The sequence below is a fragment of the Kitasatospora sp. NPDC058115 genome (assembly GCF_042884635.1).
Taxonomy (GTDB): domain Bacteria; phylum Actinomycetota; class Actinomycetes; order Streptomycetales; family Streptomycetaceae; genus Kitasatospora.
The window spans coordinates 117730-144426 of record NZ_JBHVTL010000009.1 but is presented as its reverse complement, the minus strand read 5'-3'; the positions used below and the strand labels follow the sequence as shown (position 1 = coordinate 144426).

General features: G+C 76.4%; 19 protein-coding genes. 10 read left to right on the top strand and 9 right to left on the bottom strand.

Annotation, left to right across the window (positions count from 1 at the left end; all coding sequences use genetic code 11):
- Positions 1–72 precede the first annotated feature (72 nt).
- The 3 genes from ACFVVL_RS12235 to ACFVVL_RS12225 form a co-directional block, all read right to left on the bottom strand.
- Positions 73–1584, bottom strand: a complete 1512-nt coding sequence (locus ACFVVL_RS12235) for an oxidoreductase (protein WP_380298569.1) — start codon at positions 1582–1584, stop codon at positions 73–75.
- 256 nt (positions 1585–1840) lie between these two features.
- The gene (locus tag ACFVVL_RS12230) at positions 1841–5542 is read right to left on the bottom strand and encodes a tetratricopeptide repeat protein (RefSeq protein WP_387673840.1); all 3702 of its coding nucleotides are present in this window, start codon (positions 5540–5542) and stop codon (positions 1841–1843) included.
- A gap of 78 nt (positions 5543–5620) precedes the next feature.
- Complete coding sequence (locus ACFVVL_RS12225; protein ID WP_387673837.1) at positions 5621–5953, bottom strand: trypco2 family protein; 333 nt, start codon at positions 5951–5953, stop codon at positions 5621–5623.
- 360 nt (positions 5954–6313) lie between these two features.
- On the opposite strand from ACFVVL_RS12225, the gene ACFVVL_RS12220 reads away from it, so the two are divergent.
- The gene (locus ACFVVL_RS12220) at positions 6314–6952 is read left to right on the top strand and encodes a hypothetical protein (protein WP_387673834.1); all 639 of its coding nucleotides are present in this window, start codon (positions 6314–6316) and stop codon (positions 6950–6952) included.
- 63 nt (positions 6953–7015) lie between these two features.
- Here ACFVVL_RS12220 and ACFVVL_RS12215 read toward each other — a convergent pair whose 3' ends face one another.
- The 3 genes from ACFVVL_RS12215 to ACFVVL_RS12205 form a co-directional block, all read right to left on the bottom strand.
- Positions 7016–9790, bottom strand: a complete 2775-nt coding sequence (locus ACFVVL_RS12215) for a hypothetical protein (RefSeq protein ID WP_387673831.1) — start codon at positions 9788–9790, stop codon at positions 7016–7018.
- Positions 9791–9855: 65 nt separating this feature from the next.
- Positions 9856–10668, bottom strand: a complete 813-nt coding sequence (locus ACFVVL_RS12210) for a hypothetical protein (RefSeq protein ID WP_387673828.1) — start codon at positions 10666–10668, stop codon at positions 9856–9858.
- A gap of 168 nt (positions 10669–10836) precedes the next feature.
- The gene (locus ACFVVL_RS12205; protein ID WP_387673825.1) at positions 10837–11688 is read right to left on the bottom strand and encodes a hypothetical protein; all 852 of its coding nucleotides are present in this window, start codon (positions 11686–11688) and stop codon (positions 10837–10839) included.
- Positions 11689–11992: 304 nt separating this feature from the next.
- On the opposite strand from ACFVVL_RS12205, the gene ACFVVL_RS12200 reads away from it, so the two are divergent.
- A complete protein-coding gene (locus tag ACFVVL_RS12200; protein WP_387673823.1) occupies positions 11993–13657 on the top strand; it encodes a phospholipase in 1665 nt (554 codons plus the stop codon).
- 196 nt (positions 13658–13853) lie between these two features.
- On the opposite strand, the gene ACFVVL_RS12195 is transcribed toward ACFVVL_RS12200, so the two are convergent.
- The gene (locus tag ACFVVL_RS12195) at positions 13854–14117 is read right to left on the bottom strand and encodes a hypothetical protein (protein WP_380298642.1); all 264 of its coding nucleotides are present in this window, start codon (positions 14115–14117) and stop codon (positions 13854–13856) included.
- A 171-nt stretch (positions 14118–14288) separates the two neighbouring features.
- On the bottom strand, positions 14289–15167 hold the full coding sequence (locus tag ACFVVL_RS12190) for an NAD-dependent epimerase/dehydratase family protein (protein ID WP_380298115.1): 879 nt from the start codon (positions 15165–15167) through the stop codon (positions 14289–14291).
- 97 nt (positions 15168–15264) lie between these two features.
- Here ACFVVL_RS12190 and ACFVVL_RS12185 point away from each other — a divergent pair, with 97 nt between their 5' ends.
- The 8 genes from ACFVVL_RS12185 to ACFVVL_RS12150 all read left to right on the top strand — a co-directional run bounded on the left by ACFVVL_RS12185 (position 15265) and on the right by ACFVVL_RS12150 (position 25592).
- Positions 15265–15798, top strand: coding sequence for a MarR family winged helix-turn-helix transcriptional regulator (locus tag ACFVVL_RS12185; protein ID WP_387673819.1), 534 nt, complete (start codon positions 15265–15267; stop codon positions 15796–15798).
- Positions 15799–16092: 294 nt separating this feature from the next.
- Positions 16093–17322: an Hsp70 family protein gene (locus tag ACFVVL_RS12180; RefSeq protein ID WP_387673816.1), complete on the top strand. Its 1230-nt coding sequence runs from the start codon at positions 16093–16095 to the stop codon at positions 17320–17322.
- 185 nt (positions 17323–17507) lie between these two features.
- Positions 17508–18404, top strand: coding sequence for a hypothetical protein (locus ACFVVL_RS12175; RefSeq protein ID WP_387673813.1), 897 nt, complete (start codon positions 17508–17510; stop codon positions 18402–18404).
- A 142-nt stretch (positions 18405–18546) separates the two neighbouring features.
- Positions 18547–19602: a hypothetical protein gene (locus ACFVVL_RS12170; RefSeq protein ID WP_380298109.1), complete on the top strand. Its 1056-nt coding sequence runs from the start codon at positions 18547–18549 to the stop codon at positions 19600–19602.
- 12 nt (positions 19603–19614) lie between these two features.
- Positions 19615–21129 carry a hypothetical protein gene (locus ACFVVL_RS12165; RefSeq protein WP_387673810.1) on the top strand — a complete coding sequence of 505 codons (1515 nt, stop codon included), beginning with the start codon at positions 19615–19617 and terminating at the stop codon, positions 21127–21129.
- A complete protein-coding gene (locus ACFVVL_RS12160; protein ID WP_387673808.1) occupies positions 21126–23171 on the top strand; it encodes a dynamin family protein in 2046 nt (681 codons plus the stop codon). Before ACFVVL_RS12165 ends, ACFVVL_RS12160 begins: the two co-directional genes overlap by 4 nt.
- 4 nt (positions 23172–23175) lie before the next feature.
- Positions 23176–24120: a hypothetical protein gene (locus ACFVVL_RS12155; protein ID WP_387673806.1), complete on the top strand. Its 945-nt coding sequence runs from the start codon at positions 23176–23178 to the stop codon at positions 24118–24120.
- Positions 24117–25592, top strand: coding sequence for a GTPase (locus ACFVVL_RS12150; protein WP_387673804.1), 1476 nt, complete (start codon positions 24117–24119; stop codon positions 25590–25592). The genes ACFVVL_RS12155 and ACFVVL_RS12150 overlap by 4 nt, the downstream gene beginning before the upstream one ends.
- A gap of 45 nt (positions 25593–25637) precedes the next feature.
- On the opposite strand, the gene ACFVVL_RS12145 is transcribed toward ACFVVL_RS12150, so the two are convergent.
- Positions 25638–26297 carry a hypothetical protein gene (locus ACFVVL_RS12145; RefSeq protein ID WP_387673802.1) on the bottom strand — a complete coding sequence of 220 codons (660 nt, stop codon included), beginning with the start codon at positions 26295–26297 and terminating at the stop codon, positions 25638–25640.
- Positions 26298–26697 lie beyond the last annotated feature (400 nt).

Here is a 26697-nt window from a genome sequence, read left to right as displayed (position 1 = left end):
TGACCCACCCGCCGGGCGCGGCCGGCCCCGGCCCCGGCCCGGGCCCCGGCTTCGGCCGATTGGCCGGCGGCGTCAGGCCCGGTTGAGGGTGCGGCTGATGCCCGCCAGGACCGCCGTCGTGAGCAGCCAGCCGAGGGCGGTCAGCGAGTAGCCGAACCACTGCTGGGCCCCGGTCCAGTACCACGCGGTGCGCTGGCCCAGCCCGCCGATGGGGATGAGCAGGTCGAGGGTGTAGACCAGGGGGCTGAACGGGATGCTCTCGCCGGGCTTGACCTCGTGCGGCGCGCCGTGGCGGAAGACGAGGGTGCCGAGCAGGGCGAGGCCGCCGAGCCACAGCACGGCCTGCCAGGGGCGGTAGCCGTACCCGACGGTGGCGTCCAGCAGCCGGCCCCAGACCCGGCCGGGCAGCCGCAGGGTGCGCCGGCGCCGGCGCTGCTTCTCCAGGAGCACCCGGCGGGCGTCGTCGTCGTGGCCGATCCTCCGGTACCAGGCGGCGAGTTGCTCGTAGGGCTGCGGCGCGTAGCCGGGGAGCGCGGCCAGCCAGGCCAGTCGGCGGGCGACGGGGTCGGGGGCGCCGGTGGAGGTCTGGACGGAGCCGTAGCCGAAGCCGTCGAGGCGGGTGTCGGCCGGCCAGCTGTGGTCGTTGTCGTGCAGGACGACGGTCTGCGCGTCCTGGAGGTCGACGGTGCCGTCCGGGGTGGCGGCCGGCGTGAGCCGGAGGTCCCCGGCGGTCAGCCGCTTGGCGTCCAGGGCCACCGCGCCGCCACCGTCCAGGACGGCGGCGTCGAGCGAGAGCCGGCTGCGGACCGCCGCTCCGGGGAGCCGGACCGCGCCGGTGGCCGTGAAGCCGTCGGCGAGCACGAGGGTGGAGGCGCTGAGGTCGTCGCCGGTGAGCGCGTCGCCGCCGGGGTTGTCGATGCGGGCCCGCTCCATGAACAGTCCGCCGTTGAACCGGGTCCCGACCAGCCGCAGCCCGCCGCGGGCGTGGAAGCCGTGCCGGGCGAAGCAGCCGCCGTCCATCACCAGGCCCCCGGCCCACAGCGCCCAGACGCGCGACGGGTCCGGCTCGCTCCCGTCGAGGAACTCGGTGGCGGTGAGCCGGGCTCCGCTGAGCCGCAGTTCGCCGGTGATGTGCGCGCGGGTGAGGGTGAGCCGCCCGTCGAGGACGGCCTTCTCGAAGAAGAGGTTGCCGTCGACCTTCAGCAGCCACCCGTCGATCCCGGGGACGCGGCAGCCGCTCAGGCTGGTGGAGCGCAGCGTCGCGTCCCGCAGCACCACCTGCTCCTCGAAGTAGCAGCCCTCCAGACGCAGTTCACCGGCGGCCGTCAGCCCGCGCAGGTCGAGCCTCCCGGTGATGCGGGCCCCGGTCAGGTACAGCACGCGCACCGGGCCGGCCGGTCCGGCGTCGCCGAGCAGGGCGGTCGCGATCGCCTCGGCGCGCACCGAGCGTTCCTCGCCCCAGGCCGCGCCGCCGGTCGGATCGTCCTCGGCGGGTGCGCCGCTGCGCAGGTCGACCGGCGCGCCCGTGGCGCAGGCGTCCCACACCCGCTGTTCGGGCCCGGTCAGGTCCTGGTACGTCAGCATCCCGCCCCCCTCGGTCGGTGATCACTCGCGGACCGCAGCCTAGCGTCCGTCGCCGCCGCGTCCTCCCGGGTTTCCTGATGATCCGTTGATCGCAGGGGTCCTCGGCGCCGGAGCTGCCGACCCGCCGTCACGCCGGTGGTGGGTCGACCGGCCGGTCCGGCCGATCCGGCTGATCCGGCCGGCCCGGCGGGGAGCGTCATTCCGAACGTGCCGTGTTCCTCGTGCCGGAGGATTCGGCGGTATCCGTCCTACTCGCCTACGGACCGATCCCCTCAAGCCAGTTGGCCACGGCCAGGGATTGCCGAAGAGCCGGTCCGAAGGAGGCGGGGTCGGCCTCGGCGAGGGCGCGGCGGATGGCGACGGCTTCTTCGACGGCGGCCAGGCTTTCCGCCCGCAGGCCCACCTCGCCGAGCTCGATGGAGAAGCTGTTGAGGGCGCTGGCGAGGCCGGGCAGGTGGGCACCGGGGTCGGTCTCGCCGAGGGCGCGGAAGATGGCGACGGATTCTTCGGCGGCGGCGAGGCCCTCCGCCCGCCGGCCCGCCTCGCCGAGGTCGATGGAGAGGTTGTTGAGGGCGCTGGCGAGGTCGGGCAGGTGGGCACCGGGGTTGGTCCCGCTGAGGGTGCGGAGAATGGCGACGGATTCTTCGACGGCGGCGAGGCCCTCCGCCCGCCGGCCCGCCTCGCCGAGCTCGATGGACAGGCTGTTGAGGGCGCTGGCGAGGCCGGGCAGGTGGGCGTCCGGGCCGGCCTCGGCCAGGACGCGGTAGTGGCCGACGGCTTCCTCGACGGCGGCCAGGCCCTCCGTCCGCCGCCCCAGGGCGCCCAGCCGGACGGAGAGGTTGTTGAGGGCCATGGCGAGGCCGGGCAGGTGGGCGTCGGGGTTGGTCTCGCTGAGGGTGCGGCGGATGGCGACGGCTTCGTCGGCGGCGGCGAGGCCCGCCGCCCGCCGGCCCGCCTCGCCGAGCTCGATGGAGAGGCTGTTGAGGGCGCCGGCGAGGTCGGACAGGTGGGCGTCCGGGTTGGTCTCGCTGAGGGTGCGGAGAATGGCGACGGCTTCTTCGGCGGCGGCCAGGCCCTCCGCCCGCCGCCCCAGGGCGCCCAGCCGGTTGGAGAGGTTGTTGAGGGTGCCGGCGAGGTCGGGCAGGTGGGCGTCCGGGTTGGTCTCGCTGAGGGTGCGGAAGATGGCGACGGATTCGTCGGCGGCGACGAGGCCCTCCGTCCGCCGGCCCGCCTCGCCGAGGTCGATGGAGAGGTTGTTGAGCGCGGTGGCGAGGTCGGGCAGGTGGGCGTCGGGGTTGGTCTCGCTGAGGGTGCGGAAGATGGCGACGGCTTCTTCGGTGGCGGCCAGGCCCTCCGTCCGCCGGCCCACCTCGCCGAGTCGGACGGAGAGGTTGTTGAGGGCCATGGCGAGGTCGGGCAGGTGGGCGTCCGGGGTGGCCTCGGCCAGAGTGCGGCGGATGGCGACGGATTCTTCGACGGCGGCGAGGCCCTCTGCCCGCCGCCCCAGGATGCCCAGCCAGTTGGAGAGGTTGTTGAGGGCGCTGGCGAGGCCGGACAGATGGGCGTTCGGGTCGGCCTCGGCCAGGACGCGGTAGTGGCCGACGGATTCCTCGACGACAACCAGACCCTCTGCCCGCCGCCCCAGGACGCCCAGCCGGCTGGAGAGGTTGTTGAGCGCGGTGGCGAGGCCGGGCAGGTGGGTGTTCGGGTTGGCCTCGGCGAGGGCGCGGCGGATGGCGACGGATTCTTCGGCGGCGGCCAGGCCCTCCGCCGGCCGGCCCACCTCGCCGAGCCGGTTGGAGAGGTTGTTGAGGGCCATGGCGAGGCCGGGCAGGTGGGCGTCCGGGTTCGCCTCGGCCAGGGAGCGACAGTGCTGCGTGATGGTGGTGGCGACGCGGGCCGCGGTGGTGGCGAGGCGGTGGCTGGTGTGGGGGAAGAGATCGTGGAGGGTGTCGAGGGTGTCGAGTGGGGCGGTGGGGTCGGTGGTGAGGGTGTCGAGGGCGGTGATGAGCGGGGCCGGGTGGTCGGTGCGGGTCGCGGTCGTGATGATGTGGACGGCCAGGGCCTCGTGGTGGCGGAGGCAGAGGTCGGTGAGCGGGGTGTCGAGGCGGCCCTGGAAGGAGGGGTGGGCGGCGGCCCGGCTGTAGACGGTGAGGAGTTGCCCGCTCTGGGGGTCGTCGGCGCCGTCGAGGAGACGGTCGGCGAGGGCGGGGTCGGTTTCGAGGACCCGTCCGATGTGGCGTTCGGCGAGGCGGTCCGGCTGCAGCGCGCCCCACGGTGAGCCCGGGACCGTGGTGGGGTAGAGGGCGGTGAGCCAGGCGGTGATCCGGTCACGTCGGTCGCGTGATTGGTCCGCGAGCGCGGGCAGGCGCTGCCAGAGCAGGTCGGCCTGTCCGCGGTCGCCGGCGCCGGTGAGGTGGGCGGCGGCGAGCGCGGTCCTCAGGGTGTCCAGGCTCAGGCCGGGGACGAGGCCGTGGGCGGTGGCGGCGTCACGCCAGTAGCGGGCTTCGTGGCCGAGGAGCCGGTCCTCGACGTCCCGCGCTTCCTCGTTCCCGGTGCGGTCCGCGAGTTCGGTGCGTGCGGTGTCGAGGAGGTCGGCGAGGGCGGTCATGTGGAGGGTGAGCGCGTTGCCGTAGGCGTCGTCCAGGCCGAGCCGCCGGGGCGGCCGCAGGCTCGTGGCGCCCGCGGCCCAGTCGGGCCCGGCGAGGCCCACGACGAAGGGGAGCACGGCCGCGAGGGCGTGGGCGGCGTCGTGGTAGTGGCTGGCGCGCCGGTCCGGGTTGTCCTCCAGCGCGGTGAGGCGGTGGGCGCGGGCAGAGGTGAGGTGGTCCTCGGCCTGCCGGCTGGCGTCGCGGGCCTGCTGCCACCAGTCGCCGGCGGTCCGGGCCAGCAGCAGGAGTTTGAACGGGCTGGTGCCGGGGTGCTCGGCGGCAGCGTCGACGATCGCGCCGAGTTGTTCAGGGCGGGTCTCGGCGTAGTCGAGGACGACCAGCAACGGCCTGGCCGCGCGCCGCAGTTCGCGCAGTTGCTCGGGCCCGGCGCCGGAGCGGGGCCACAGCACCGTCCAGCCCCGGCCGGCGAGCCTGCGGCCGAAGTAGTGGGCGAGGCGGGTCTTGCCCTGCCCGGCCGGGCCGTGCAGCAGCCACGCACCGAACCCGTCCCGTCCGCACCACGCCTCCAGCTCGGCGAGCAGGTCCTCGCGGCCGTGGAAGGGGACGATCTGCCGCCCGGCCTCCAGCAGGGCCGCCGGTGTCACCGGGGCGCGCCGTACCGCGGCGGTGGTGGTGGGGTCGGCGATGTCCTGGAACTCCACCGCCTCCAGCCCGCCCGCAGGGCTTCCGCTGTGCTCGGTGAGGGTGGTGCGGAAGGCGAGGTCGTGGTGGAGGACGTAGGAGGGGACGACGTTGAGGCGGCCGTGGTTGGAGTGGGCGCGGTCGGAGGCGACGACGCCGGTGAGGTAGCGGTCGCAGAACACCGCCGCTCCCGACAGTCCGCCCCACGGCGACGTCCCGTCACCGGGCCATCCCGTACCCGGCGTGCGCAGGTCCATGACGTACTGGTTGCCGACGAAGCCGCTGCCCGGGTTCACCTCCCCGTGGAGGTGCGAGGCCTCGGCGGAGTGGTCGGGGCGCTGGGCCTCGTCCGGGACGCCCCACGTCTCGCACGGGGCACCGGGGCGGGTGGTGTCCGGTCGCCCCCACTGGACGGGTGCGGTGGGTGGCTGCCAGTGCGGGGAGTCGTCGACCAGGACGAGTGCCGCGTCGTCGCGTCCGCCAGGGGTCCCGGCCCAGAGCACGGTTCCGGTCGCGGTGCCGGTGCCGGCCGGGTGGAAGACCGTCACGCCCGTCCCGGCGGGTCCGGTGACGTGGGCGGAGGTCAGGACCAGTCTGCCGCCGACCGCGTACCCGGACCCGCGTCCACCCGGGCCGTCCACCCCGGCCAGCCGTACCCGCTCCACCCGTGCCCCCTACCACTCGTCCTGCTCGCCGCCACGTGGCCGCGACCGGCTCATGTGGGCCGGCCGCAGGTCCGGTTCTCAGTCGCTGAGGCGTCCGGTGCTGTCGCCCGGCCCGTCGGGGCGCTCCTGGGCGGATCGGACCAGAAGGTCGCCGCCCCCTGGGCACCTGGGGGTGAGGGTGAAGGTGACGCGGTGGGTGCGGGCGCGTGAGACGCCGGCCTCGGTCTCGGCGCCGACCGCCCAGAGCTTGAACCCGGCCTTGGCCTTGGCGTCGGCGCGCAGCTCGACCTCGAACTCCATCTCCACCGGCCCGACCGCGAACACCACCTGCGGGTCGTCACCGGCCCGCGCGGCGGCTTCGAGCAGTTCGTCGCGCACCGCCGCGACCGCGTCCGCCAGCGGAACATCCATCAAAGTCCACCCCTTCACGCACCTGACACCGTGCGGTCGTGCCGATGCGGACACCGTAGAGCCCTGGCGTGGGCTCTCGCAGGGAAAGCACGACTTCGGCCGGACGGGCCCGCCCGCGGCGGCAAGGGCCGCCGGTCCGGGGCTGCTGCCGGCTGTTGTACCGTCACCCGGAGGCCGGGGCCTGGAGGTGGACGGTCCGGTCGGTTGCGTCAGCGTCCGCCCGTCGGCGACAGCGTCCGTCGGGCGGGCCGCCGCGTCAGGCCTTGCCGAGGCGCACCTCCAGCGCGCCGGGACGCGGAGTTGATGCACCCGGCGCAACTCCGCATACTTTCGCCACCACTTCTTCACCCGGGGGACCACGTGAGCCAGCCGCCGCCGTACCCGAACGGCGATCCCAACCCGTACCAGCAGCCGCCCCAGCCCCAGCAGCCACCGGCCTACGGCGTCCCGCAGCCGTACCCGGGGCAGCCGTACGCCGGCCAGCCGTATCCGGGCCAGCCGTACCCGGGCCCGGCCCCGGCTGCGCCGTACGCGCCGCCGCGCGCCTCCGGCAGCCCGGTCGGCGCGTTCTTCCTCGGCTTCGCCGCCTCGCTCGTCGTGGCGGCGGTCTACAGCGCGATCTTCGTGTTCACCTTCGACGCGCAGCAGTCCCGGGGCAGCGTGCACACGCTCTACCTGGCGCACGCCTTCGTCAACGGGGCGGTGGTGGGCCTGCTGGTGGGCCTGGTAGGCCGCCGCAGCCCGGGCGCGTGGATCGCGGGCGCCGTGGTGGCCGTGCTCGGTGCCTTCTTCGGTTACGCCAACGCGGTTCCCTTCATGGTCCTCCGTGACAGCGGGGCCGACGGCCTCCAGTTCATGCTGGAGCACGAGCCCTTCGGCCCGGCCAAGGCGTGGTGGGGCGGCTGGGACGGCTCCGAGTGGATCTCGCTGCTGGGCCTGGCGATCGCCGCGCTGGCGGCCTGGGGCACCGCCTTCCTGACGGGCCGCAACCGCCGCTGACCCGGCCGGGCCCCGCCCCGGGTGGGCCGCCCCTCCGGCGGCCCACCCGGGGCACCCGGCCGGCTACGACCTGTCCGACGTCCCGTCCGGCGTCCCGGCCGGCTCGGCGCCGGGCGCGGTGTCGGCGAGGGCCCGCAGCTCCCGGGCGTGGCGCGGCAGACCGTTGACGTCCAGCACCTCGCGCAGGTTGACGTTGAACTCCCAGGCCAGGGTGGAGCCGGCGATCGCGCGGATCACCGTGCGCTGCGCCTCCGTCAGCGGCTCGCCGTCGGTGTACGCCTCGATCGGGAACACGATGTCGAGCAGGGCACCCGCGACGGCGACGGCGTCGATGGCGTTGACCTCGTCCAGCACGGCGCACAGCTCGCCCAGCAGCGGTTCGGCCTGCTCGGACGGCAGGAGCGCGAGGGCGGTGGCGGCGTCGGTGGCCGGGTCGCCCGCCCCGAGGTACAGCTCGTCGAAGCCGGTGACGTCCAGTTCGCCGCGGAGCAGCTCGATCAGCGGCCGGGCGCCCGGGCGGGCGGGGGAGCGGTGGGTGCGCACCCAGGTCAGGGCCGCGCAGAAGCGCAGCAGCGGATCGTCGTCGGCGAGGTGCCGCTCCAGCGCGCGGAGGATGTCGGGGCCGGCCTCGTGCAGGGCCAGGCCGAGCAGGATCTCCGCACGGATCCCGGGTTCGGGTTCCAGGGCGAGGCGCTCGTGCAGCGCCCCGGCCGCCACCCCGCCCGGCGCGGCGGCGAGCAGGGCGACGGCCGCGCGCCGGATCCGGGCGTCCGGATCGGCGGCCTGGCCGGCCCAGACCGGCACCGCGTCGGCGAGGGACCGGTAGATCTCGTGGTAGGCGGGCTCGGCGCCGCTGTCGGCGAAGTGCTCCTCCGGACCGGTGTCGCCGTCGGCGCCGACGGCGTCGGCGTCGGGGAGGGCCGCGAGGATGCCCTTGAGCTCGTGCGCGGCGTCGAGGCTGCCGTCGCGCGTCGCGATGTCGGCCAGGAAACTCAGCAGCGCGGCCCGGGCGTCGGCCGGCTCGACCCGGTCGACCAGCGCGCTCATGGACCGGAACGCCGGCCCGGTGGCCTCCGCGACGGTGTGCTGGTGCAGCAGCATCACCGACAGCTGCCCCAGCGCCAGGGAGAACGCCCCGAGGCCGGGGAGCGCCAGCCCCTTGAGCAGGAACGGCACGTGCTCCGGGCGGCCGAAGAACGTCTCCAGCTCGCCCCACGGCACCGTCCCGGCGTCGCGCAGCCCGGCCGGCACGGGCGCCGTGTGCCAGGCGTGCAGGGTGCGGGCGGCCTCGCCGAGGTCCTCGTCGCGGGCGAGGTCCAGGCCCGCGAAGGTCACGCTCCCCGGCCCGGCCGCGCCGGTGCCGTGCACGTGCCAGGTCCCGACCGGGCCGCCGCCGACACCGGGCTCGACGTACCCCTCGGCGATCAGTGCCCCGTCCGCGTCCCGGGCGCGCCACCGTTCGACGGCTGCCCCCTCGATCGTGACGTCGGTGGGTACGACGTCCGCCGTCAGGGTGCCGTCGGCGCCGTACCAGTGCTCGGTGAGGAGGGTGCCGTCGCGTTCGGTGCGCTCGACCCGCAGGGAGCCGTCCTCGTGGAACCGCCGGTGGACGGTGGTGCCGTCGTCGGGCCACTCGCGCTCGCGCGCGGGCGCCCCGTCCTTGTAGTCGCGCCGCGACCGCGGCCGGCCGTCCGGCCGGTAGCGGTCCACCCGGTAGAGGGTGCGCGAGCCCAGGTACGTCCTGCGCTCCACCGGCCTGTCGTCGGCGAAGTCGGTCTCCTCGTACCCGTGGTAGAAGCTGTCGGGGCGGTCGTACTCCGGCCCCTTGGTGTCGGAGGTGCTCTCCCAGGCCTGCTTCCACAGCCGCCACGTCCCGGTGGCGGCCCCGGTCCCGCCGTCGAGGTCGCCGGTGACGAACGCGAGCAGGCCCGCCACCCACACCGCGTCCTCGGGCACGCCGGCGGACGGCACCGCGGGCGGGGTCCGCACCTCGGCCGGCTCCGCCGTCGCGGGCGGCTCCGACCGGAGCAGCCGCAGCGCCAGCTCCGGCAGCCCCTCGTAGGCGGCGAACCGCGCCGCGCCCGGCGAGGCGCCGAGGCCGGCCGCCAGGCACAGGTCGACGGACGCGGCGTCGCCGTCGCGGGCCGCCTCGATCAGCGGGTCGGGCCCGGCGTCACCGCGCGGGAAGCGGGCGACCTCGTCGCCCGCCCGGTTGTGGACCAGCCGGTCGGCGGCGCCGTCGGCGGTCCAGTGCCGGGCCACGCCCATGAGCCGGCCGTCCTTCCCCCAGCGCGGCGCCGACCACTGGCCGGTCGGCCAGAAGGTGGCGATCTCCGGCACACCGGCCGGGCGTTCGGGCACGGGCTCGCCCTCGGCGGTCACCTCGGTGCCGTCGGCGGCGAAGCAGGCCTGACGGATCCGGACGCCCTGCTCGTCGTATGCGTGGACCGCCGAGCGCAGGACCTCCGGCAGGCCGTCGAACGAGAACGGGTCGCGGCTCGGGCGGTCGCTGCGGTGGCCGGTGACGACGACCGGTGTGCCGTGGCGGTGCTCGGCACGCACCGCCAGGGTGCCGTCGTCGTGGTAGCGCAGCAGCGTCCCGTGGCGCCGGCCGTCGTGCCAGCCGCTCTCCTCCAGCAGCGTCCCGTCGGGGCGCCACAGCCGCCACGGGCCGGTGGGCGCGCCGTCCCGGCGCGCTCCGGCCGCCCAGACCGGCCACGTCGGCCCGCCGTCGGCGAGCTCCCACTCCTGGAGGTACTCCGCGTCCGCGGGCACGCCCGTGGGCCGGCCGGCCGCGGGGTCCGAAGTCCCCGCCCTCACCTGCTGATCGTCAGACATGCCCCGTATGCAAGCACCCTCCACCGACAGGGTGCACCCGGGGGTCCGTCCGGTCTGATGCCGCGTCAATCCATCGGTGTGCGCGGATGTCCGTCGGCGATCCGGGGTGCCGTGGCGTCCGGGCGGGACGAAGCCGCTCCCGGGCCCGTGCCGAGGACCAGGACCACCGCGACGAGCGCCAGGGCGAGTGCCAGGGCGAGTGCCGCCAGCAGGGCCAGTGCCAGGGCCCCGCAGCCGCCGCCGGGTCGGCCGGCGGCTGGGCCGGCGGGCTGCGGCGGGGCCGGGGACGGCGGCCCGCCGTCGAGGCCCCGCGCGGTCCCGCTCCCGTCCCGCGCGCGCCCGTCCTCGGCACCCCCGGGCCGCTCGGGCCGCTCGGGCACGTCCACCGCGAACGCGGCGCAGGCCGCGCCCTGGTGGGCCGCGAGCGCGACCACCCGCAGGGCCACCCCGAGCCGCACGTGCGGCGTGCCGTGCACCCGCCCCGCCGCCCCGGCCCCGGGGACGCCGAACCGGGAGGCGATGTCCGGGCCCGCCCCGGCGAGGACCGGCGGCAGCGTGCAGCGCAGTTCGATCCGGCGGGTCGCCCCGGCGGGCAGCGGCTCCTCGACGGCCCGCCGGTCGAAGTCCAGCCGGCCTTTGAGGGGTTCGACGGGTTCGAGGCGGAAGCCGGTCGGGTGCGGCCCCTCGTTGTGGACGAGCAGGTCCAGGGTGACGGTGCCGCCGGCGGTCCCGAACCGGCGCGGCGGCTCGCACCAGGCCCGGACGGCCGCGTCCGGCCCGGCCCGCAGATCGGTGCCGCAGTACTCGCCCGGGCAGTAGCGGCCGAGCCGCTCGGCCCCGTCCGTGCTGCTGCCGCACAGTTCGCAGTAGAGCGCCATGCTCCCGCCTCCGTCCCGCCCCGGGGTTACCCGGCCGCCTGCCGCGGCAACCGCCGCCGCCCGGACCGGAACCGCCCCGTGACCGTCGTGCGCCCCGGGCCGTGGTCCGTCCGCCGTGGTCCGTCCGCGGGGTCCGTCCGCGGGGTCCGTCCGCCGGGGCGGGCGCGGTCAGGGCGCCGCGTCGGCGGGGGCGGGTTGTTCGGCGTCCCCGAAGCGGGCGAGGGTGAGGGCCCCGCACACCGCTGCCGCGAAGCCCGCGACCGCGAGCGGTTCGAGGTCGTGGCGGGTGTGGTCGCCGAGCAGCAGCACACCGACCACGGCCGGTCCCAGCGTCTCGCCGAGCACCATGGCCGCCGTCGCGGCCGTGACCGACCCGTTCTGCATCGCCCAGGTGAGCGCGGCGAAGCCGGCCAGCCCGGCGCACGCGATCGCGTAGGCGGCCGGTTCGGTCAGCAGGTCCGGCAGCCGGGGGTCCGGCAGGACCCGCACGGCGACGCCGACCACGCCGAACTGAAGACCGGCGACCAGCCCCAGCAGCGGTGCCCGCCGGCTCCCGCCGAACCGTACGACCGCCCAGCCCGCACCGGCCAGCAGGGCCGCGACGAGCAGCGTGCCGAGCCGCAGCGCCGGGGTGCCGTGCCCGGGCCCGTCGCGTCCGGCGCTGACGGCGAGCACGCACAGCCCCGCGCACACCGCCGCCACCCCGGCCCACTCGCTGCGCCGCAGCCGCACGTGCAGCACCCGGGCCGCGCCGACGGCCGTCACCGCGAGCGCCGAGGCGAGCACCGCCTCCACCTCGTACAGCGGCAGCCGCTCCAGCGCCAGGAGTTCGGCGCCGAAGCCGAGCATGTCCATCCCGACCCCCGCGAGGAACGGCCACTGCCGCAAGGTCCCCGCCAGCGCGGCCGCCCCGCCGGGCCGCTGCCCGGCGGCGGCCCGACGCGCCCCGACCGCCTGCAGCACGGTGGCGGATCCGGTGAGCAGGGCGGCGGCCAGCGCCGCGAGCAGGCCGAAGGACATGCGCCGACCGTACGGGCCCGCGCCGCCCCGGGCCCGGTCCGGCACGCCGGGCCGGTCGTCGGCGCCGGGCTCCACCGTGCCGTCGGCGCGGCGGAGGTCCGCCGGGTCCTGCCGCTGCCCGCCTGGCGGGCCCGACGCGCCTGGCGGGCGTGCCCGGCGAACGGCGGGGGCCGGTCGGCGGGTGCGATTCAGGCCCGGTGGCTGATTGGCATGCACAAATTGGACCGGATATTACTTGTGGGTAATGTTGCGGCGTCCGGCGGGTGAACGACCCGCCGCCCGCTCTTCGCTGAAGGAACATCACGTGTCCCGACCCGGCTCCCGCCGCTCCGGTCGCGCGCTGCGCACCGCTCTCGCCGCCGCCGCGGCCACCACCCTGCTCGCCGTCGCCCCGGCCGCCCCCGCCCACGCGGACTCCGCCGCGGCCGCCGGGGCGACGGCCGGCCCGGCCGCCCCGCACCTCGACGCCGTCGAACGCGTCCTGCGGGAGGTGTCCCCCGGGCTGGAGGGCACCGTGTGGGAGCGCACCGAGGGCAACGGCCTCGCCGGAGCCGCGAATCCCGCCGGCCCGGCCGGCTGGCTGCTCCAGACGCCCGGCTGCTGGGGCGACGCCAGCTGCGCCGACCGCCCCGGCACCCGGGCGCTGCTCGCCGGGATCGCCGCCGACGTCTCCGCCGCCACCCGCACCGTCGACCTCTCCACCCTCGCGCCGTTCCCCGACGGCGGCTTCCAGGACGCCCTGGTCGCCGGTCTCAAGGCCTCCGTCGCGGCCGGCCACCGCCCCGTGGTGCGCATCCTGGCCGGCGCCGCGCCGGTCTACCACTCCACCGTGCTGCCCTCCCGGTACCGGGACGAGCTCGTCTCCCGGCTGGGCTCCGCGGCCGGGTCGGTCAGCCTCACCGTCGCCTCGATGACGGCCTCGCGCACCGCCTTCTCCTGGAACCACTCCAAGCTGCTCGTCGTCGACGGACGCACCGTCATGTCCGGTGGCATCAACGGCTGGAAGGGCGACTACCTCGACACCGCCCACCCCGTCTCGGACGTCGACCTCGCGCTGGCCGGCCCCGCCGCGACCTCCGCCGCCCGCTACCTGGACACCCTCTGGGAGTGGACCTGCGCCCGCACCGGGGTGTTCGACAACGCCTGGTTCGCCTCCTCCGACGGCAGCGCCTGCCGCCCGTCGGCCGAGCGCGAGCTCAACCCGCCGGCCCCCGCCGCGGGCACCGTCCCGGTGATCGCCGTCGGCGGTCTCGGCGTCGGGATCAAGGACGCCGACCCCGGCTCCGCCTACCGCCCCGGATCCGTCCCCGGGGCCGCGGACGCCCGGTGCAGCGCGCTCGCGCTGCACGACAACACCAACGCCGACCGCGACTACGAGACGGTCAACCCCGAGGAGAACGCCCTGCGCGCCCTCGTCGGCAGCGCCCGCCGGCACGTCGAGATTTCCCAGCAGGACCTCAACGCCACCTGCCCGCCCCTCGCCCGCTACGACGCCCGCCTCTACGACACGCTCGCCGCCAAGCTCGCCGACGGCGTGAAGGTGCGGATCGTGGTCAGCGACCCGGCGAACCGGGGCGCGATCGGCAGCGGCGGCTACTCGCAGATCAAGTCGCTCGCCGAGATCGGCGATCTGCTCAAGGCCCGCCTCACCGCCCTCACCGGCGACGGCGGCCGGGCGGGCGCCGCGCTGTGCGGCAACCTCCAGCTCGCCACCTTCCGTGCCGCCCCCGCCGCCACCTGGGCCGACGGCCACCCGTACGCGCTGCACCACAAGCTGGTCGCGGTGGACGACGAGGCGTTCTACATCGGCTCGAAGAACCTCTACCCGGCCTGGCTCCAGGACTACGGCCACCTCGTGGAGGACCGGGGCGCCGCCGCCCAGCTGGACCGGGAACTGCTCGGCCCCGAGTGGCAGTACTCCCGCGCCACGGCCACCGTCGACTGGACCACCGGCCTCTGCCGCGCCTAGCCGGGCCCGGCTCCGAACCCCCGCCTCCCGGCCGACGCACCCCCCGCCCGGCGGCCGGGAGGCGCCCCCGCCTCCGCACCGCCGATGCACGCGCCCGGACGCGGCCCGGACGCCGCCCGGGCCGCCCTCCGGGCGGACGAGGGGCGACGGGGGTTCGAAGCCGGGCCCCGGGAACGGGCCCCGGCACTCCCGCCGGTCAGTCGTCCAGCGGCGAGGGCCCGGTGGCCGCGGAGCGGTCCCGGGTGCGCTCGCGGGCGGCGCGGCAGGGGAGGTGACGGGTGAGGGCGTCGCTGCAGTTGGCGGCGGCCATCCGTTGCAGCAGGGTGGCCAGGCGGGTGACGAGCGGGCGCAGCCGGGCCCTCAGAGCGGCGTCCGCGCGCGCGTCGAGGCGCTCGATGGCGGAGCAGAGCCGGGTGACGAGATGTGCGGTACCACGGACGGCGCGGCGGAGGTGCTTCACGCGAGTGCAACCGGTCCGTCACCCGGCCGGTTCCGGCCGGGGGCCGGGTGGCCGATGGCAGAGACCGGGCCGCGCGCCGGGCGCGCCCGGTCCGCGCCCGCGTGGGCGCCGCGCCGCCCGGCGGGCCCTTCGCCCGTGGAGGAACGACGGGCCCGCCGGCCGGTCGGGCGGTCAGTACGAGCCCGACACCAGCTCGGCCACCGCGCCCTGCCGCTGCGGCTTCCAACCGAGCGCGGCGCGGGCGGCGGCGCCGCTGACGCTCTGGTCGAGGGCGAGCGCGCCCGCGAAGAGCGGGCCGAACACCTCGCCGGCCTGCTCCAGCGGCACCAGCTCCGGGGCGCCGGGCACCCCGGCCGCTCGGCCGGCGGCCCGGGCGAGCTCGCGCACCGGGACGGCCGACTCGCCGACGCCGTGCCAGAGGGTGCCGGCCTCGGCCCGCTCGACGGCGGTCACGAACAGGTCGGCGAGGTCGTCCACGTGGACGGTCGGCCAGCGCACGCCCTCCTCGCCGTAGTACTCCGGAGCCCCCTGCCGGCGGGCCCGGTCGACCAGGACGGCGGGGATGCCGCCGCCGCGGCCGTACACGATGCCGGGCCGCACGACGACCGCGCGCACGCCCTCGGCGGCCTCGGCCAGGACGCGCTGCTCGATCCGCGGGCGGTAGCCGACGATGTCGATCGGGTCGGTCGGGGCCTCCTCGTCGACCTCCTGGGCCTCGCCGGTGGCGCCGAGCACCCAGACGCCGCTGGTGTAGACGAAGGGGCGGCCGGTGCCGCGCAGCGGAGCGGTGAGCGCCCCGATGACGGCGGTGTCGACGTCGACGTCGCCGCTCGGGGGAGCCAGGTGGATCACGCCCTCGATGTCGGGGGTCACCGCGCCGGCCAGCGAGGCCGGGTCGGCGGTGTCGCCGACCACCTGGGCGTGCCAGCCCCGGTCGGGCTGCGGCTCGGGGTTGCGGGTGAGCGCGACGACCTGGTGGCCGGCGGCGGCGAGGTGCTCGGCGACGGCGGAGCCGATGTAGCCGGTGGCGCCGGTGAGCAGGATCTTCATGACATTCCACCTCTGTCGAAAATTTCGATATCGAAACTATAGGCACGCTGGATCCGCACTGTCAAACATTTCCACGTCGAACTGTTAGACTCGCCGCATGACGGAACAGCAGCCGCAGCAGCACGACGGCGTCGACCGCATCACCGCCCAGTGGCGCGCGGTCCGCCCCGACCTGGACGCCTCCCCGATGGCGGTGATCGGCCGCATCTCCCGCGCCTCGCGCCTGCTGGAGCGCGGGATCAAGGACAACCTCGCCGTCCACGGCATCGAACCCTGGGAGTTCGACGTCCTGGCGACCCTGCTGCGCTCCGGCCCGCCGCACGTCCTCAACGCCGGTGAGCTGAGCTCGGCCGCGATGGTCAGCTCCGCGGCGCTCACCAACCGCATCGACCGCCTCGTGGAGAAGGGCCTGGTCGACCGGGCCGTCGACCCCGCCCACCGCCGGCGGGTGCTGATCTCGCTGACCGGTGCCGGTGAGGAGCTGGCCAACCGCCTCGTCGAGCACCACCTCGTCGGCGAGGAGCGCCAGCTCGCCGGGCTCACCGCCGCCGAGCGCGAGCAGCTCGCCGGTCTGCTGCGCCGGGTCCTCCTCGCGCTCGGCGACCACGTCGAGGACTCGGCCGAGGGGTAGCCGTTCGGCGGGGAGCCGCCGGGAAGGCGCGCGGATTCGGTCACCTGACGGTGTTTCGGCCGGGCGCCGGGCCGAGACTGGTCGCGGCGCCCCGGTCCGGGGGAGCGGGGCGCCGCCCGAGGGGCGGCTGCGGAGGGCACGCGACCGGCAATGGCCATGCCATTGTTACAAGATGTGCTGAGTTTCTCCACCGTTGCCCCCGGGGCCCTACCATCCTGCGCGGGGGCGCCGGAGTTCCGGCTTCCGGTGCCCGCCCGTGCGCCCCGTGACGCCGCAACTCCCTTGTGAGGAAACGTGTCTGACTGGTCGTTGGCGATCGACTTCGGTACCTGCTTCACCACCGCGGCCGTGCGCGTCGAGCAGGCCGGTGCGGCGGAACCGGGGGCGGCGGGGCCCGGGGCGGTGACGGCCGTCGAGATCGAGAACAGCCGCTGTCTGCCGTCCCTGGTCTGCCTGGACGACGACGGCCGGCTGCTCACCGGGCGGGCCGCCGTCCAGCTCGCCGCCCAGCGCCCGGAACGCGCCGAGCAGCACCCCAAACGGGCGCTGCTGCGGCAGCCGGCCGTGCTGCTGGACGACCGCGAGGTGGCCACCGTCGACCTCGCCGCCGCCGTGCTGGCCCGGGCGGCGCGCGAGGCCCGGGCGCGGCGCGGCGGCACGGAGCCGGCGCGCACCGTGCTCACCCACCCCGCCGACTGGTCGCCGGGGGACCTCGACCGGCTGGTCGAGGCCGCCCGACGGGCCGGACTGGACGCGCCGGAACTGCTGCCGGAACCGGTGGCGGCCGCCCGCTTCCACGCGGCCGACGCCGCCCCGGCGGACGGCGGCGCGCCGATCGCCGTCTACGACCTCGGTGGCGGCACCGTGGACATCGCCGTGCTCCGCCGGGAGGCGGACGGCTTCCGGGCCGTCGCGGTGGCCGGCGACCCCGACTTCGGAGGTCGTGACCTCGACCAGGCCCTGTTCGAACTGCTCCGCGACCGTGCGCTGGACCTCGACCCCGAGCCGTGGCAGCGGCTCTGGTCCGACCCGGCGCCCGCCGCCGCTCACCAACGGGCCCAGCTCGCACGCGAGGTGACCCTGGCGAAGGAATCCCTGTCGCAGACCGGCACCGTGTACCTCGCGGTGCCCGGCTACCCGGATCCCTTCGTGGTCCAGGGCGGTGAGTACCGGGCGGCCGTCACCCCCGCGCTCACCGCCTCGGTGGGGCTGCTGGAGCGGACCGTCACCCGCGCCGGGCTGACCCCGGACGGGCTGGGGGCCGTGGTGCTCAGCGGGGCCGCCAGCCTGACGCCGCCGGTCGCCGACCTGGTCGCCGCCTGGCTGGGCCGGATGCCCGACCTGGCCGCCGATCCCAAGGCCGCCGTGGCCCTCGGCGCGCTCACCGACCCGCCCGCGCCGCCCGCCCAGGGCGGTTCCGACACCGACGCCGGCTCCGACGGGGCGGGCGCCGAGGAGCCGGCCGCCCGCCGCTGGAGCGTCACCCACTACCCGGACGAGGTCGATCCCGAGCTCTGGTTCTGAGCCGCCGGCGCTCCTGCCTCGTCCCCGACCCGTCACCCCGTCACCCCGTCACCGTCACGCCGTCACCGTCACGCCGTCACCGTCACGCCGCCGCCGTCGTCGAGCCGCGCCGTGCCCCGCCCTGCCCTGCCCTGCCCGAAAGCGCACCACCCGCCCGAGGACCCGCGAGAACCGCGAGGAACCGCATGGACATCGTGATGCTCGGCCACAGCGCGGCCGGGAAGACCAGCTACCTCTCCCTGATGTACGCCGCCATGTGCGACGGCGTCGAGGGCATGACCCTGCGCACCGCCGACCGCGACGCCCACCGCTCGCTGCTGGCCGACGCCCGCGCCATCCTGCGCGGTCGCTACCCGAGGGCCAGCGACCGGCCGCACCGCTACGAGTTCGTGCTCTGCCACGACGGCGACGAGATCTTCCCGTTCCGCTGGACCGACCACCGCGGCGGCGCACTCACCGAACACCGCCGCTCCAGCCCGCAGGCCGCCCGTCTGCACGACGACCTGGTCGCCGCCGACGGCATCGTGCTCTTCGTCGACGCCCTGCGCCTGGACACCGACCCCGAGGCCGCGGAGGACGTCCGCCGGCTCGTCGTCCGCGTCCACCAGGCCGTCGCCGACCGGGAGGAGAGCGTGACCCCGCTGGTGATCGCCCTCACCAAGACCGACCTCGTCGACCTCGGCGCGCCCGACGCGGAGGAGCGCTTCGTCGGACCGTTCATGCCGCTGATCGAGGCCGTCCAGGAGACCCGGCACATCCAGGGGGCGTTCATCCCGCTGGTCTGCGGGCCGGAGCCGGAGGGCGTGGCGCTGCCGGTGCTCTGGACGCTCCGGTTCGGGATCATCGGCCGCGCGATGGAGCTGTCCGCCTCGATCGACAGCCTGATGGCCTCCGCCCGCTTCGCCGACCAGCGCGACACCCTGTGGGACCGGCTCAGCAGCTGGTGGGAGGACGAACCGTCCTGGGCCTCCATCCGCGACCGCGACCGCGCCCGGGCCGCCGCCGAACTGGCGCGCCTGGAACCGCTGGTGGCACCGGCCGACCGGCTGGGCGAACTGCTGGAGGACGTCCTCGCGTTCTGAGCGCCCCGATCCCTCCCGACCACCGCCGACGAACAGCGCCACCACGCACCGGCGTTGCCCCGCACCGGCGTTGCCACGCGGCAGTGCCACCGGGCAACGACGTCACCGACGACCGACCTTACGAGACGAAGGACACCGCACGATGACGGTCCCCACCCTCACCCTCACCCTGCTCGGAGCCAGCGGCTCGGGCAAGACGGCCTACCTGCACGGCATGTACAACCGGCTCTCCATGGGCGTGCAGGGCTACTACCTCTACACGACCGACCCCGACCTCGACCTCGACCTCGCCGAGGACTGGGCCCGGCTGCGCCGTACCGGCACGATGCCCAAGGCCACCTCGGACCGGCCGATCTCCTACGAGTTCGTGTTCCGCCGGGGCATGCGCGACCTCATGACCATCGACTGCGTGGACTTCCGCGGCAACGCCGCCCTGGACCGGCGCGGCGCCGCCGAGGACGTCGCGCTGCTGGAGGACCGGCTGATGCGGTCCGACAGCATCATCCTGGCGCTGGACTCCGAGCACGTGGCCGAGTGGATCAAGCACGGCGCGCCCGGCAACCTCGACCGGGACGACGACCCGATGGAGATCTCCCGGTTCAGCCGCGCGATCTCCCGGGTGTTCAGCGCGCGCCTGGCGGACGGTGACCCGGTCCCCGGCGTCACCGTCCTGCTCACCAAGGCGGACCTGCTGGCGGAGCGCACCGGCATGCGGCCCGCCGAGGCGCTCCAGACGGCCGGCCGGAACTTCGCCAAGCTGGTCCCGGTCCTCGGCGGCGACGACGCCGAGGGCGTCACGGTGGCGCTCTGCGCCGTCCAGCTCGGCAACTTCGGCGCGGCGGCCCAGGCCACCGTGGACGCCAGCCGGATCGCCCCGAAGAACCTCCACCTGCCGATCATCTTCAGCCTCCGCCACTACCTCAGCGAGGGCATCGTGCGGAACCGGCAGGAGATGTCCAGGCTCGCCGGCAGCCTCGACGCCTCGCGCGGCGAACTGGCCGCGCTCAGCCAGGGGTTGTTCGGCGGGCTGTTCAAGGGGGCGCAGAAGAACAGCGCCCGGCAGGAGATCGACCGGCTGCTCGCCAGCAGCTCGGCGACCTCGGCCGACCTGCAGCGCGCCCAGGAGCGCTGCCGGGAGCTGGACGAGGAGCTGCGGGGGGTCGCGATCTTCCGCGACGGCCGGCTGCTCACGGACTGAGGGGCGGACGCCATGACGAGGAGCACGACCGACGGGCCCGGGCCCGGGAACGCCGACGGCTGGTCGGCGGTGGTCTACGGCCGCACCCTGCGGGTCGACCAGTGGTGGCGGGCGCTGCCCGCCGGGGTCGACCGGCAGGGACCGGTGGGGGACGCCGTGCGCGCCGCCGTGGCCGGCGGGAGCCGGCTGGAGCACGGCCCGCGCTTCCTGCTGCACCGTGACGACCGAGGGGTCCTGGTCGGCGCCGCCTGCGAGCTGGACCTGATCAGCCGGGTGATGGTGCAGGACCGGTTCGGCCGTCCGCTGTACGGCTTCGTGGGCTGGTACCGGCCCGCGTCGGCCGGCAGCGGCGGGCGGGTCCCCGCGCTCGCCGAGCTGGCCGGCCACCTGGCCGACTGGGCCGGACCGGTCTACGCCGAGTGGATCGCGCAGACCTGGGAGGCGGTGGGGCGGGAGGAGGCCGAGCCGCGGACCACCCGGGCGGTCGCCGCGCCGTGGCCGGAGCGGGCACCGCTCGCGGCCGGGGCGGCGCCGCAGCCGGCGGCATGGCGGCCCGCCCTTCCGGCCGGGTGCCACCTGCTGCCCGAGGCGGACGCGCCCGGACTCTGGGCGGCCGCCGCGGCCGGGCCGGGCCGGTGCGTGCTGGTCACCGGCTGGCGCCGCCGCGCGGACGCCGACGCGGACCGGCTCACCCATCTGACCAGCGCGGACTGCCACGGCTACGAGCTGCTGCGGCCCCCACCGCCCCCGCCGCCGCCCCGTCCCGTACCGCCGCCGCCCGTACCCACGCGGTCCGGTCCCCCGCGGTCCGGTCCCGCGCCCGCGGCCGAATCCGGTCCCGGTGCGACGCCGGGGCCGAGGCCCGGTCCGCGACCCGGACCGTCCGGATGGGGGAGGGCCGCACGCAGAATCGGGAAGGCCATGGCCGACGCCTTCTGGTCGGAGGAACCCGAGCAGCAGGAGACCGGGCGCAGCGAACCCGGGCGCAGCGAAGCCGGACGGAGCCAACCCGGGCGGAGCGAACCCGGGCGTCCGGAGGCCGCACCGAAGCGCTGGGGCCGGGCGGAGACCGACCGGCCGGCCCCCGGGAAGCGGTCGGGGGACGAGCCCCGGCCCGGCCGCGACCCGTACGACGGCCTGGGCGAGCCGTTGCCCGGGCCGCGGCGCCCGGAGCGCCCGGCGCCGCCCGCACCGGAACCCTTCCACCCCGCCGCGCCTGGATCCGCCGCGCCTGGATCCGCCGCGCCAGGATCCGCCGTGCCCGGCTCCGCCCCGCCGCCCGTGGCCGGCCCGCCCCGGCCGTCCGCGGACGAGCCGCCGCGCTGGCGGACCCGGGCAGTCGACCCGCGCCAGGCCGACCTGTCCGGCATGTTCGGCGAGTTCGACGACGACCCCGAACCGCCGCCGCCCGCCCCGCCGACCGGTCCCGCCGCGCCCGCCGCGCCGACGACCGCCCCCGCCCCGCCGAAGAGCCCCTCCGGCGACCCGGGCGCCCGGACCGACCCCGCCACGGGAGAACCCTCATGACCCCGCCCCGCCCCGAAGCCCCCTCCCACGCCCGCGTCCTCGACTTCGCGGCCCGCACCGCCGGCCTCCTCGAACGCGCCGCCCGCACCGCCGCCGCCGAGGCCCCCGGCGACGACCGGTCGGCCGGTGCCGCCGGCGGCGCCCGGCGCGTGCGCACGGAGGCCGCCCGGGCCGCCGGCGGCGCCGCCTCCCTGGTCGTCGTCGGCGAGAAGAAGCGCGGCAAGAGCTCCACCATCAACAGCCTGGTCGGCGTCTGGGACCTCCTCCCGGTCGACGCCGACGTCGCCACCGGCGTGCACGTCGTCGTCCGGCACGGCGAGCGCCCGCGCGCCGAGGCCTTCCTGCTGCCCGGCACCGTCGCCCGTGGCACCGCCGGCACCCCCGACACCGCGCCGCACCCGGAGCCGATCCCGCTGGAGCGGATCGCCGAGTACGCCGCCGTCGACCCGGTCACCGGCCGCCCGCACCGCCTCGACGTCCACCACGTCGAGGTCGAACTGCCCGTCCCGCTGCTCGCCGCCGGCCTGGAACTCGTCGACACCCCCGGCGTCGGCGGCCTGGTCAGCGGCCACGCCCAACTCGCCCTGGCCGCCCTGGAGAACGCCGACGCGCTGGTCTTCGTCGTCGACGGCTCCAGCGAACTCACCCGCTCCGAGCTGGACTTCCTCGCCCGTGCGACCGAGCGCACCGCCGAGACGGTGTTCGTGCTCACCAAGACCGACAGCCACGACGCCTGGCCCGCCGTTCTCGAACGCAACCGCGAACTGCTCGCCCGCCACGCACCCCGGCACACCGGGGCCCCCTGGTTCCCGGTCAGCAACCGGGCCCGCCGGGACGCCGCCGACGCCGCCGACGCCGGCCGGCTCCAGGACGCCGCAGAACTGTTGGACGAGAGCGGATTCGAGCCGCTGGACGCCCTGCTGCGCCGCCGGATCGCCGCCCGTGGCGCCGAGCTGCGCCTGGCCAACGTGGTGCACGTCGCCCTTGCCGCGCTCGCCGCCCCGCTGGCCGACCAGGAACTGGGCCTGCGCTCGCTCCAGCAGGACCCGACCCTGGCCGCCGAGGTCGAGCGCGCCGAGGAGGCGCTGCGCCTGCTCCAGCCGGACAGCGCCCAGTGGCGGCGTGCCCTGACGGCCGGCGCCCGCGATCTCAAGAACACCCTCCAGCTCGGCTTCCGGCGCAGCCTCAACGACGTCCGCCAGCAGGCCGAGGCGAAGATCGCCACCTCCGAACCGGCCGCGCTGGCCGAGGAGTTCCCGGCCGAGCTGGAGGCCCAGGTGGAGGCGGTCTGGCTGCAGCTGGACAACGCCGCCCGACGCGGCCTGGCCGTCCTGGAGGAGCGGGTCCGGCGCGAGTGCGCCACGGTCCTGGACACCGGCCGGACGGACGCCGGGCGGACGGACGCCGGGCGCGGCGGCGCGGAGCTCGCCGTGGTGGACGACGGCGCCGTCATCCGCGCCGAACGCGGCGTCGCCCTCCCGGAGATGGTGCTCTCCACGCACCGCGACGGCGGCGCCCTGGGCATGATCGAGAACGTCATCCCGTCGGTCGGCACCGCCGCCACCTTCGGCACCGTGGTCGCCCTGGTCACCAGCAGCGTGCTGCTGCCCGCCGTGGCCAGCTACGCGATGCTGGCCGTGCTCACCCGCCGCCGTCGCCAGCGCGCCGAACTCGGCCGGGTGCGCGGCGACGCCACCCGTCACCTCAACCGGGTGCTCACCGAGCTGAGCACCGAGATCCCCGCCCAGATCACCGCGCACGTCGACGAGCTGACCGACCGGCTCGCCCTCGCGCTCGACCAGGCGATCGCCGACGAGCGGCTCCGGCTGGAGCGCCAACTCGCCGACCACCGGCGGAACCTCGCCACCGAGGCGGCCGACCTGGCCGCCGCCCGGGACCGCGCCAGGCGCCGGATCGGCTCCCTCACCGCCCTGCGTGACGAGGGGATCGCCCTCGCCCACGCCCTCGGTGCCACCCCCGCCGCCCCCGGCGCTCCCGGCGCTCCCACCGATCCTGCCGCCTCCGACCCGGAGCGGAGCTGACCGCATGGACCTGACCAACCTGCGCGTGGTCGCCCTCGGCCACTCCAGCGCCGGCAAGAGCACCTACCTCGCCGCGATGTACACCCACCTCGCCGCCGGCCGCAAGGGCTTCCGGCTGGTCACCGCCGACCGCGCGGCCTCCGCACACCTCATCGCCACCGGAAAGCAGTTGGGCAAGGGGATCTACCCTCCGCCGACCTCCCGGAGCACCGACCTCCAAGCCGGACTGGAGCACGGCCGCAAGGAGGTCATGGGCTTCCACTGGACGGACTACCGGGGCGGCGCGCTCACCAGCTCGGCCGCCGACGACCCGGAGACCGCCCAGCTGCTGGCGCGGCTCACCGGCGCGGACGCGGTGGTCGTCTTCGCCGACGCCCACCGCCTCGCCACCGACCCCGACTCCCACGACGAGGTGCGGCGCACCGTCGTGCTGCTGCACCGCGCCGTCGGCGACCAGTCCACCCCGCTGCCGATCGTCCTCGCCTACACCAAGTCCGACCTGCTCACCGACCCCGCCGGCTGGGCCCGGGCCCGGGCCGCCACCGCCCCGCTGGAGGAACTGCTCGCCGGCGGCGGACGGGTCCGCGGCACGACGGTCGCGCTCTCCTGCGGCCGCTCGCCGCGCGGGGTCGCCGTGCCGGTCCTGTGGTGCCTGTCCACCCTGCTCGACCACCGGGCGCGACAGGCGCAGGACAGCCTGGAGACGGCGAAGGACTTCGTCAAGGACCTGCGCAAGGAGGCCAACGGGATCGACAGCCTGGTCTCCTGGTTCAAGGGCGTGGAGAGCGCGGCCAAGCGGCTCAAGTACTGGGAGGAACAGCTGCGCGAGAGCAAGGAGGAGGTGGCCGCGCTGCGCCGCCCCGCCCAGCGCCTGGCGAGACTGCTGGAGCGCGAGCAGCGCGGCACCGCCCCGCCGGCCGGCGCCACCGCCCCGGCGGCGACGCGGTGACCGTCCCGCCGCCCGGCGCCGAACTCGCCCCGGTGGTGGCCGGATTCTGCGCCGAGCTGGCGGGCCGGATGCCATCCGGCCCGCCGGCCGACGCGGTGCGCGCCGTCCAGGAGCGGCTGGCCGGGCGCACCCTGCGGATCGCCGTCGGCGGCCGGATGAACGCGGGCAAGTCCACCCTGGTGAACGCCCTGCTCGGCCGCCGGCTCGCCGCCTCGGCGGCCACCGAGTGCACCACCGTGGTCGCCTGGTTCCGGCCCGGCCGGCTCAACCGGCTGGAGGTCCGGCTGCGGGACGGCAGCGTCCACCGGCGGCCCGGCGGCCTGCCGCGCGACCCCCGGGACCTCGGGGTCAGCGCCGACCTGGTCGCCGAGGTCGTCGTCGAGGCCGCCGGGCTGCGGCCCGCCGGGGACTGCGTGCTCGTCGACACCCCCGGCCTGGACTCGCTCAGCGGCCTCGACGGGCCGGCGCTCGACGCCCTGGCCCGCGCCGACGCGATGATCTACGTCATGCCGCACCCCGGCGCGGGTGACGCCGAGGCCCTGGGCGCCCTGCGCGCCCAGGCCGACGGCCGGATGACCGCGCTCAACGCCGTCGGCGTGCTCAGCCGGATCGACCTGCTCGGCGAGGGCCACGGCGACCCCTGGCCGCGCGCCCGGCAGGTCGCCGCGACCAACGCCGGCCGGCTCGCCGGACTGGTCGACGCGGTGCTCCCGGTGGTCGGCCTGCTCGCCCAGACCGCCCTCGGCGACGACTTCACCGAACCGGACGCGGCCCTGGTCCGCCGGCTCGCCGAGGCCCCCGCCGCCGACCTGCGCCGCGCCCTCTACTCCGGCCGGCGCTTCCTCGACTGGGACGGCGCGCCGCTCACCCGCCCCGAGCGGCAGCGGCTGTTCGGCCTGCTCGGCGTCTACGGCATCGACACCGCCCTGACGGCCGCCCGCCGGGCCCGCGCCGGGGGCCGCCCGGCCGGGGCCGCCGCCCTGCTCGCCGAGTTCCGGGCGGCCTCCGGCATCGGCGCCGTCGTCGAGCACCTGCGGGTGCGCTTCGTCGACGCCGCCGACGCGCTGCGCTCGGCCGCCGCGCTGGGCGCCGTCGAGGCGGCCCTCGGCACCGGCGAGGGCGTGCCCGCCGATGTCCTGCGGTGGGCGCGCACCCGGATCGGCGAACTGCGCCGGCACCCGGAACTGCGCCGCCATGAACTCGCCCGCGCCCTGGCCGCGGTGGCCGGGCAGCGGCTCGAACTCGACGAGGACACCTCCGCCGCCCTGATCGCCCTCGCCACCGGCCGCACGCCCGCCGCCCGGCTGCGCCTGCCCGCCGGCACCCCGCCCGCCGACCTGCGCCGGGCGGCGGCGCGGGCGGCCCGGGAGTGGCGCCGCCTGGAGGACGGCCCGCTGCGTGACGTCGGGCGTTACGCCCGGATCGCCCGTGAGGTGTGCGAGGGGATCTACTTCGCCCTCCCGCCGTCCTGACCTCCACCGGGGGTCAGGACGGCGGGAGGGCGGCCGCGGTGCCGGTCAGAGCCCGGTGGGCGTGGGGGTGGGGACCCCCGGGCCGGTCGGGGGCGTGGTCGGCCGGGGCATGCAGGGCTTGGTGGAGGTCGGCGCCGGCACGCCGGGCGTGGGGGTGGGGAACTCGCACTCGTTCGGGTACATCGGCCCGATCATCTGGACGCGGCTGACCTGGTACGGCGCCTGCCCGTACCAGCCGTGGAAGGTGACGGTCACCTGCTGGGAGTCGCCGATCTGGAGGGTCGTGGCCAGTGACTTCATGGCCGGCCCGCTGTCCCAGAGCGTCACCTCGCCGGTGCCGGTTCCGGTCCCGGAGATGGTCACGAAGGTGTAGGGGCCGGACATGTACGCCGAGAACTGGTAGCGGGTGCCGGGTACGACCGTGACCGACTGCGTGCAGCCGGCGTAGTCCGTTCCACTGGGGCGGCCTTCGACCGTCTGGCCGTTCTGGACGAACTCGCCCTGGCAGTTCCAGCCCAGGGCGAGCGGGTAGCGGAAGTCGCCGTTCTTGATCCAGTCCAGTGGTGCGGGCTGGGCGGTGGCGGCGCCGTTCGCGGCGAGCGCGGCCGTGCCGGCCAGCAGGAGGACGCCGAGGGCGGCACCGAGCGGGCTTGCGGCGCGGGCGTGCCGGGGGCCGGGGCGTGATCCGGGGCGGGGTGAGCGCATGTCGTCTCCGAGGTGGGGGGCGGTCGTCCGTCAGGGGATGTACGTGCGCCGGCAGGTGGGGGACGGCCCGGTTCGAAGCCGGGGCCGATGAAGGACACCCGCCCCACGTCGTGGGCCGCCTGCTCGTACCGGCCGTGGAAGTGGACGGTCGGCTCGGAGGTGTTCGACGGACAGACCGCGGCGCGCTCCTCGGCGGCCGGGTCGGGGGTGGAGGGGTGCACGCATGCCGTCGCTCCGGGTGGGGGGAGTGCCGATGGGGGGCAGCAGTGCGAGGGAGTGGTCCACACCATGCTGGATGCGGACCACCACCGTCAAGGGGAGGAGAAGGCTCCGAGAACACGCCGTCGCATCGCCATGGCGGTTCGGGGAAAAGGTGGTTGACGATCGGTCAGGCCCCCGG